The 9,623-nt window shown below is 35.0% G+C and carries 7 protein-coding genes; all 7 read right to left on the reverse strand.

Going from position 1 to position 9,623, the window contains the following annotated elements:
- Positions 1-22: 22 nt before the first annotated feature.
- Positions 23-691: a YggS family pyridoxal phosphate-dependent enzyme gene (locus FJR05_RS15460; protein WP_168644916.1), complete on the reverse strand. Its 669-nt coding sequence runs from the start codon at positions 689-691 to the stop codon at positions 23-25.
- A complete protein-coding gene (gene pipX / locus FJR05_RS15465; protein ID WP_027402694.1) occupies positions 688-966 on the reverse strand; it encodes a transcriptional coactivator PipX in 279 nt (92 codons plus the stop codon). Before pipX ends, FJR05_RS15460 begins: the two co-directional genes overlap by 4 nt.
- Positions 967-1,346: 380 nt before the next feature.
- Positions 1,347-3,206 (reverse strand): hypothetical protein, encoded by a 1,860-nt coding sequence (locus tag FJR05_RS15470; RefSeq protein WP_168644917.1) that lies wholly within the window; start codon positions 3,204-3,206, stop codon positions 1,347-1,349.
- Positions 3,207-3,346: 140 nt separating this feature from the next.
- Positions 3,347-3,652, reverse strand: coding sequence for an acyl carrier protein (locus FJR05_RS15475; RefSeq protein WP_168644918.1), 306 nt, complete (start codon positions 3,650-3,652; stop codon positions 3,347-3,349).
- Entirely contained in the window at positions 3,653-4,981 is a 1,329-nt protein-coding gene (locus FJR05_RS15480; protein WP_168644919.1) for a condensation domain-containing protein, read from the reverse strand.
- A 106-nt stretch (positions 4,982-5,087) separates the two neighbouring features.
- Positions 5,088-6,731, reverse strand: a complete 1,644-nt coding sequence (locus FJR05_RS15485) for a PfaD family polyunsaturated fatty acid/polyketide biosynthesis protein (protein WP_168644920.1) — start codon at positions 6,729-6,731, stop codon at positions 5,088-5,090.
- 153 nt (positions 6,732-6,884) lie between these two features.
- Complete coding sequence (locus FJR05_RS15490; protein ID WP_168644921.1) at positions 6,885-9,536, reverse strand: PfaB family protein; 2,652 nt, start codon at positions 9,534-9,536, stop codon at positions 6,885-6,887.
- Between the last annotated feature and the right edge of the window lie 87 nt (positions 9,537-9,623).

Genomic DNA, 9,623 nt, shown 5'->3' on the forward strand with positions numbered 1-9,623 from the left:
AGAAGTATGGCTACAGCTATATCTACGCTCGTTGGCCAAACAAAATTGTACCTAATCGTACCATCGTTGCCCCTGCTTCCACTGCCAATTGGTAATCTCCAGACATACCCATTGATAATTGCTGCATGGTAATATTTGGACAATTTTGTGATTTGATGGTTTGTGCTAATTCATACGTACTATTAAATACGGTTAAAATTTCTCTATCCGTCAAACCTTGGGGCGGAATTGTCATCAAACCTTGAATTTGTAAATTTTGACATTGGTTAAGTGCTGTCAAGTCAGCCAATAATTCTGGAACCAGCCAACCAGTTTTATTTGCATCGGGGAGAATTTTGACTTGTAAGCATACGTGGGGATTCACTCCCAGTTCTGCCGCTAGTGTATTTAAGCGTTGTGCCAGTGGCAAGTTATCAACGGAGTGAATCCATGAAAATAGTTCTAAGGCTTTTCTGGCCTTATTCGTTTGGAGATGTCCAATCAAGTGCCAGGTAATATCCGATAAATCTTGCAATTCGGCTTGTTTACTGGCAGCTTCTTGGATGCGACTTTCGGCAAAATCACGAACTCCTGCGGTGTATGCTTCCCGCATTAATTCAGTAGATACTCTTTTTGTAACAGCAATCAACCTCACTGTAGATGGGAGTGAGGCGCGAATATGAGCGAAGCGATCGCTAATTGAACTACTCATTGGAATGTGCGCTGAAATACACCTTGAAGTTGTTCGTACTCCTGAGAATTACCACTGCGGCGCAAAGTCCGCAAGCGATTTTCCAGCATCATTCTAGCTTCAGTCCGGCCAATTGGCTGAAATTTCAGGACTTTTAGTTCAGTTGTTACCAGAAAAAATAAGCGTTGGGCATAGAGTGTGGTAAACAGATCCTGGTTCTCATCCACCATACAGATCCTATAGAGTAAACCCCAAGTTGGATGATTTATGTAAGTTTCTGAGTTTTCTGGATTCATTTCCTAGTCAAAGTGGGGAGTATATGTAGCCGGGAACAGGCATCAAAAGTCATACAGGCAAGTCAGTTTGATGATAACTGGATGTTTTCATGCAACTGACAACCGCTATAGCTTGTTCTGCAATTTACTAACATTCAGAGGATAGTATATCCCTTCCGCCAAATTTTTCGTTGACAGTGCGAAACTAACAATCATCCTGACAGTTTCTGATGCAAAACAACACCCTTTTAAGTCTGTGATGTTGCACAGGCTTCTTTCCATCCTGCCACAATTCTCTCTCAACGGCGCAAAGATGGACATTTATCCAGCCGGCATACGGTAAAATTCAAGAGGTAGGGGCGCAGGGCCTGCGCCCAAGAGGATGTATGGACCATACCCGATTACCGATTTTTCAGAGAAGGAAAATTTTTCCCACCTAATTCAATTTGTCCAGTCATACACCCAGCTTTTAACCTATTTACTAAATACTCCCAATCATTAGCAATAAAATTTGTCCCATGATCTGGTTCTACTAAACTAATTAAATTGACATCATTGATTATTTGATCACCTAAATCAGCAATTCCTAGAAAATTGAAAACCCCTGATTCATAAGTTCCACAAGGTACAGAAGGATTATTCATCCCCACACAATATTCATTTTCTTGAAACCAATCAAAATCAGGATAGCCATGAAAGTGAACTATCGGCGCACCATTGGCAATTAATTCTGGTGTATATAAAGCCGCAGCTAAACTAATAGCCAACATGACATAAATATCATAAGATGGTTTAATATCTGTCTTTTTTGAATTACTTCCTAATGGTAATTGCAGATGTAATTTATCTTGTAAACCAATCCGCAGAATATCATCATCAATATTTAAATCTGTCTTATTTGCCCCAGAACGAGAACTCACTAACCAAATATCAGGTATTTGCTTAAATCTATTTTCTGAGTTGATATTTAGTTTGAGATAACGTCTACCTTGTTCATTTTGGCGAAGTTCATAACTATTAAATCCCGCCACAGGTAATAAATTCTCCCATTCATCAATCGTGATTTCTGGTTTACCGACATAATGGGGAGGTTCAGCATAAGCAACAAAACCATAAGATACTCCTGTTCTGCCATTAACAATGACATTGACAATATCTCTATGGGATTTTCTTTTAATAACTTCATCTAACTTAAACCCAGCCGGAAATAAACCTGTAGATGCTAAATCTTGCCCTAATTTTACCAGCTTTTCGGCATAGTTTGATAAATGAGGATTATATTCTCCTAATTCAAAGCGACTAATTAATAACGGAGTAATTGGTACAAATACTTTAGGAATCAGTGATTTTAAAGCAAAATTTTCCATATCACTGGGAGCAAATTTAGAATCAGAAAGATTCATATTTAGAATTGAAAAATTTTCATCGGATACACCAATAACAATTTCTGAAAAAGTTTTTACTAACGTATTTATGCCAATGCGAATTTTTTCTGAATAGGGTGTAAGTGGATTAACAAATTCTTCATCTATATCCGTGAGAATTATTACTTGTGTATTTGTCGGATCTTCAACATATTTGGCAGCATGATCTTCAGCCCAACTACTTAATTTAGCAATTTGCACAACCGACATTTGTTGTTTTTCTTGCAGCCATGAATAAGATAATTTATACCAAGCTTCAGCGACAAATATTCCTAATTTTCTTAACCATGAATTTGGTCTTTCTACATCTACTACAGCATCAATATCTGCTCTGACACTCTGCATTTTTAAAGATTTATGCCAGTTGATAACGGGAATTTTAATGGTATGTTTCAATTCCGTTGTTGCTTCTTTCCAGGGAATTACCTTCACCCCATGCTTTTGCAGATAAAATATTAATTGTTGGCGAAATCTGACAATAACTTGATTATGATAATAATCGGGTAAAGGTCTAAAAGTAACTTTTAAATTTTCAGCCATGAACTGAGGATTAATAATTGGAGGTTGATATCCTGTGGGTGATTCTCCAGAAAAGCCACCAATTAATTTACCAATAGTTTGTAAACTAATACCTTGTATTAAAGGTTCATGGGCATAATTACTAGTAACATTCATTTCCTGAATTAATGCTAAAATATCTTCTTTGTATGTGGCTATTTCTACTTGTATTTCTGGAGTAATTACACCCTTGGGAGAACGAATATTCAGTTTGCTATTTTCTGACCAAAATAATACACCTTGTTGAGTGAGTTTTGCTAAAATTTCCGCTGCATTCATAACAAAATCTCCCGTGTTTAAAAATAGGAATTTAGAAAAGAGGACACCTAGCTTAATTAGGCTATCCTAATCTAGCGAAGTGTCCCAATAATCAAGGAGGAAAAACTGGTTTGTCAGTAATTAAACAGATTTTGTAGAGGTTATATCTGGATAATTTCTGACTGGGAATTTTCTAATTCTTCAGATAATCTGAAAGACAGTTCTTCAATGGTGGGATAATACCAAAGATGGATAAGTGATAATTTAAATCCCAAAAACTTTTCGGCTTTACTAGCGATAATTATGGTTTGTGCTGAGTCTAAACCGTAACTGTCTAAAGGTTCACGAATATTGATTTCTTCTGGGTTAACTCCCAGTAAAGAGGAAATTTCGGAAACTAACCAAGCTTGAATTTTAGTGGCGTTATCTTGGTTATCAGGTAGAGAATTAGAGATATTGTTATTCATTTATGTACCTCCTGGTATTAAGTAATGAGATGAGACTTTCATGATATAATCAATACAATTATCAACAAGTTTTTCCATAGTTTGCCGATTAAGTGCAGGTTGAGAAAACACAAAATTTAGAGTCATTTTTTCCCGAAAAGTAGCAGCATGAACAATAAACATTCCTGTATATAAAGCATGAGAACCAACAAAACTGATTTCTTCTAGTTCTAATTCCCCATAAGTATCAGAAATATTAACTTTGCCAACATTAGAAACTGATACTGTAGGAGATACTTGATTAGGAAATAGTAAAGAAAAATTTATCAGATGTTTAGCTAGATATATCATTTGAAAAATTTCTCCTTGGTGAATTTTTTTATTGAGATTATGTTTGACTTTCCGCGCTAATTCCCAAAAAGATATATTATTGGTAATTCTATAAAATTTCATCAAAGACGCTGCTAAAACTGTCATATTTTCTTCACTAATTTCTGGTTTTAACCGTCTTCTTAAATCAAGATATGATAAACAACTAACTCGAATAGTATCTTCATGGCTTTTAGTCAGTTGTTTGAAGACTGTTAACATTAGTGCCGCACATAAAGCACTTTGTACTGTAGTATTTTCTTGTCTGCATTGCTGAATAAACTGTTGTGTTGTTTCTTCGCTAAGTTGTCTATGAATGATTTCGCAACGACGCACAGAAATGGGAACATATTTTTCTACCCCTAATGCTTTTGGTTGATTCCAGTATTTTTGAAATGCGATATTTAATAATAAATAAATTCTCCCTATCTTTCCTTTAAAACTATTTGTCCATGCAGGTAATAGTTTTTCAATGGGTGGAAGTGCTGCTAAAGTAGTAACTGCTGGAACAGATTTACCTTCGGTAATTTTTTGACAGTAGGTTAAAATTTCTGAGTGAAGTTGGATGCTTGATAAACCGTCGGTAATAGCATGATGTGTAGTTGTAATCAGATAATTAATATTTTGCTGATTTAATATCTTTACAAGTACGACTCGCAGCAAGTATTTACTACTATCAATTACCTGATTCATCTCTGCATTAACGACCGCTTCCCATTCCTGACTTTCTCTAATACTAACAACTTGCAAAGGAAGTTTTCCTGTATCTTTGGACTGATAATAGTAAGATTTTCTAGAGTTAATAATATGAGAATTAAGCACAGGATGACGATATTGAATAATATCTAAAGACCGTCTGAGAACTGTTTCTTGAAGATTTCCTCGAATCCGGCTAATAGTAACTACATTCCATGTTTTAGCACGTTGATTCAGGATCTCCATTGTTTCTTCTAGCTGTCCTAATTTTCTATTTATAGCCATATTTATAAACCTGATTGGAAAATTGTAAGTTGGGTTAAGGAAAGTTCGCGCAGCATGAAGTTAGTCATAACCCAACAAAATTCTTAATAATGTTGGGTTTTGTTCTTTAACTCAACCTACTTTGTGGATGATATTGACTGTATTCTTCTGGCATTTGTAAGCCTTGAATTTTCAAGTTTTGAATACGATATAAATACGCTGCACCTGTCATAATTTGATTTGCCACATCAACTACTCGGCGATTATTAATATCTGCTAAATAAGAACCACGCACCCAATTATTAAAACTTCCCATTGCTGGTCCACACCAAATTTGATAATCAATTTCTCGACCTTTTTCTCCAGTATTAGACCAGCGGGAAGATAGTCCTAAATACCAGCGAAATATTAACGCCATTTTTAATTTAGGATTATTAGCTGCTTTGCTTAATTTTTCTGGGTTACGTTGAGATAAATAAGTAGATGTTTCTTGCCAAATTTCGGAAATTGTTTTTCGCAAAATTTGTTTTTCTAACTTTTCTATTTCATCTGGGGGAATTTCTGCAAATGAATTATAATTTTTGTATAATTCTCCTAGTTTTTGAGCGCGAAGTGGGAAAAGAGTTCCGCGTTTAAGAACTTGTAGTTTGACTCCCATTTCAAACATATCAGCCGCAGGTGCCATCATTACATCAGTCATTTCTGCTTCAGCTAAGAGCTTTTTTGTATGTTCAGAAGTCCCAGCTTCAACGCAAGATTGATTAATAGAACCGGTGACAATATAAGCCGCACCCATCATTAAGGCTGCTAGTGCTGATTGTGGTGTAGAAATTCCGCCTGCTACACCAATTCTTACAGGGTTTTCATAATCATATTTGCGTTGAATTTCATCTCTTAATTCTAAGATAGAAGGTAATAAACAAACCAGTGGACGATTATCTGTATGTCCTCCTGAATCTGCCTCTACGGTAATATCATCAGCCATAGGAATTTTTGCGGCAAGATTAGCTTGCAATTCGGTAATTAATCCTTGTTCAACTAATTGAGTCAAAATTTTTGTGGGTGCAGGTTGGAGGAATTTAGTAGCAACTTCCCGACGAGAAACTTTAGCAATAATTTTGTTTTTGATTTCGATTTGATTTGCTGAATTTAAACTTAGTCCAGCCGCTCGATAATAAACAATATTATCACTTAAATCCAAGAATGCAGAGGCTTCAATTATTCTGACTTGATGCTGTAAATACAAATCAATTAAACGCCGTTCGATAGCAGGTTCACTAGGACTATGAAGTAAGTTAAAAGCATAGGATTTGTTATGCAAAGCTTGTTTAATTTTGTGAATTGCTGTTTCTATCCGGGTAAGAGATAAACCTCCTGCACCAAAAGAGCTTAAAATGTTGGCTTTTCCCAAGGTAATTACCATTTCTTCAGATGCAATACCTTGAGCCATTGCTCCAGTCATATAGGCATATTTGACACTGTAGAACTCTAGAAAAGCTGGATCACCTAATTGATGAAATCCGATTGCAGGAACAGTTAAAAGCATTTCTAGTTTTTGAGTTTTACCGTTAGCACTATATGACAGACTGCCTTCATTGCTAATACCAATTTGTCCTTCTTTATTCAGAATATAACAAGGAGAATTTAAATTCATCAGTGTGTTTTTAATATTTTCTTTATCAAAATACACAGTATTTAAATCGCCTTGCCATCCTTGATAATTGTTATTCATTGAAGGAGAAAATTTGAGTTGTTGATGTTGTTTTAACATGATTTTTGAAGTAAATATTCTATTGAATTGTTTTTGATGAAAATGAAGCTGCATAGAATAAGATTTCAACAATATTTGACTGCAAATAAACGCAGATGAATTAATTGATTTCATGATTCTGTGCAGTTTCAAATATTCTTGTGATAATAATTTCTACTTTTCTTTTCTGGCTTGTATCGCCATTTGTTTGTACAAGTCTAATTGCTGCTGAAGAAAGAGACTAAGTTGTTGCAGTGATCTTTGCCGGGACTGTAATAAAAAGCTGTGTGCTTTAGCCATACGGGCATTATTGTTATTTAAACTTTGATAATTAGGGATAGATTTCATTTTGTATTCATAATTAAACAAAGAAGTATCTTCTGCAAATTTGAGATTAGGCAAAGAATATAAAGGTGATAAATCTAATTCAACTCGATGACTAAAGAGTTTAGCTAAGGCTTTGATAATGGAGGTATGATCATCTACACCTCTTCTATTTAGAGATACAGCTAGATGTTCTTTTTCTTTGAGAATTTCGCCAATCCAACGACTACAATTACTACCAACACCAACTTCAATAAAGATTCTGATATTATCATTGTAGGCACGATTAACTAAGCGAGGAAAATCAAGTGGTTGACAAAGAGCTTTAGCAATATTTTTACCTATTAAATGACTATCAATTTTCATTGGCGCATATTCTGACGCAGAATAGAAAATTGTTTTTGAAGTTATTTGGCTAGGTAAGGTATTGACTTTTACTAATTCATCATATTCAGAGTGCATTGGTTCACAATGAATTACATGATTAATTGATGTGGAAAAAGCGTCACATTTTAATGTTTTAATAACTCTTTCACAAGCTTGAGTTTCACCAGCAATAATGATTTCTTCAGGTGTATTAATTAAAACAATATAAACACGACTTTCATTTTTGAGGACTTCTTGTACTAGGGAAGAGGAACATATCAAAATATAGTTACTCCAAAATTCTTCGCTTTTACCTTCATGAATTAAAGGTAATCCCCAATGCTGACGAACTGCATTTTTAGGACCAGATAGCCGAGTTTTAAATAAAGGAGATGAGTTCAAATAATCACTCGTACTTTTAAAGCTAGTCCAAATACCTTGGGCTAACATCATACTAGTTTCACCAAGACTATAGCCAAAACTGTATGGTGATTGAATTTGGAAATAGTTTTTCAGAATCGCTGTCATTAATCCGGCGATACCAACTTCTGATTCCAACATAGAGACGGGATCATCTATTAATATTTGTTCTATGCTTTCTAGTTGTCTTCTTAATAATTTATTGATACTACGAGGATAGAGAATCTTTTCAATGTTGGCGACTCGATTATAAACACTTTTGATGACAACATCATTATGTAGTTGAGGAAAAAGACGAAAGATATTTCTTCCTAGTCCGATATAAGAAGTAAAAGAACCAGGATAAACAAAGGCAACATGACCTTTTTTTCCTTGGGGATTAACGGTAAAATAACTACCAAGAGGAGTTTGCCATTCTTTACCAGTGGCAAAAGCAATTTTTACTCCCTGAATTGCCCTTTCAACTTCTCTTTTTAATTCTTCTAGATGTCGTGAGAGAATTGCTAAAGCGTAAGTTGATTGTTTATATTGCTGATATTTATGAAAATAATCACTAGCAAGTTGAGATATGGAATAACCATCTGTGAGACTTTGTTGAAGTGCGGTAATTTGTGTTAATAAAGAAGAACGATCATCAGCCGCAATAGGAAATAAATAATAAGGCATTTCTGCTAAATATTGACTACTGCGTTCTATTTGGTTGATTTCTTCTGACAAAATTAAATGTCCATAAATATTATCTTCTTCCATCATATTTACCGCAGCTATTCTTTTAGTTGCACCAGGTTCTAAAAACCAAGGTTTTGATTCTACTGCTACATAAAAGGGACTTCCACGCCAAATTTCTGGCTGTTTAGGATTAGACCATTGGGGAACACCGGGAATATAACGATGATATAGACAAAGTGCGGTTTTGATGAGGCTAAATATGCCAGCGGAGGCTTGTGTGTTACCAATATTAACTTTAACGCTACCTAATGCACAACTAAGATTTCCTGCTTCTGTCTGATAGGCTGATATTAAACCTTGAATTTCTGCTATATCTGCGTTGGCAATCCCACTAGCAACAACTTCCAAATAACCAATATCTGCGGCTTTAACATCTGCTATTTGAAACGCCTTCTGACAAGCTTGGGTAATGGTTTCTGGGTGATTGGGAGAATGTTTCACCACACTCCAACCATCAAGAACTGCATAGATGCAATGATTGTGTTGCTTGGCTGTTTCATGCAGTTGTAATACTACTGCGGCCGCACCTGCTGTTTTTATGACATTTTGAGCTTTTTCGTCATAACTGAAAGTATATCCACTCGTATTAATTTCTATCGGGTAATTCTTGTCTATACCGACAATTAAAACAGCTTCAACTTGCTGGGTAGTTAATAATTTTTGACTGACATCCAAAGCTGATAAAAGCGAATTTTCTTCGGCAAAAAATGCTAATTCAGCAGAGATATAGTTAGCTAATTTGGCGGAATTTTCTGAGGGAGAAATGATAATTAAAGCTATTTTTGTTTCTGGTTGAATTTTAGCATCTTCTAGAGCCGAATTGATTAATTCTTGACTTAATAGAGTTTGCTGATAATCTTCAGATGTAACTGAATTTTGCTTGCTTTCATAAATCAGACGTTCAAATTTATTTAATGTTGGTGAATTACTAACGCAACAATCCATACCGACAATTGCTAACTTTTGATTTTGTACAATTGATTTCATTATTATTCTCCGTTTTTTAAGATTGAAACTAATTATGTTTCGCGCAAAGACGCAAATAAGCAAAGGCACAAAGTTTTAGAGTTTTAA

The organism is Dolichospermum sp. UHCC 0259 (genome assembly GCF_009711935.1).
Classification (GTDB): Bacteria; Cyanobacteriota; Cyanobacteriia; order Cyanobacteriales; family Nostocaceae; genus Dolichospermum.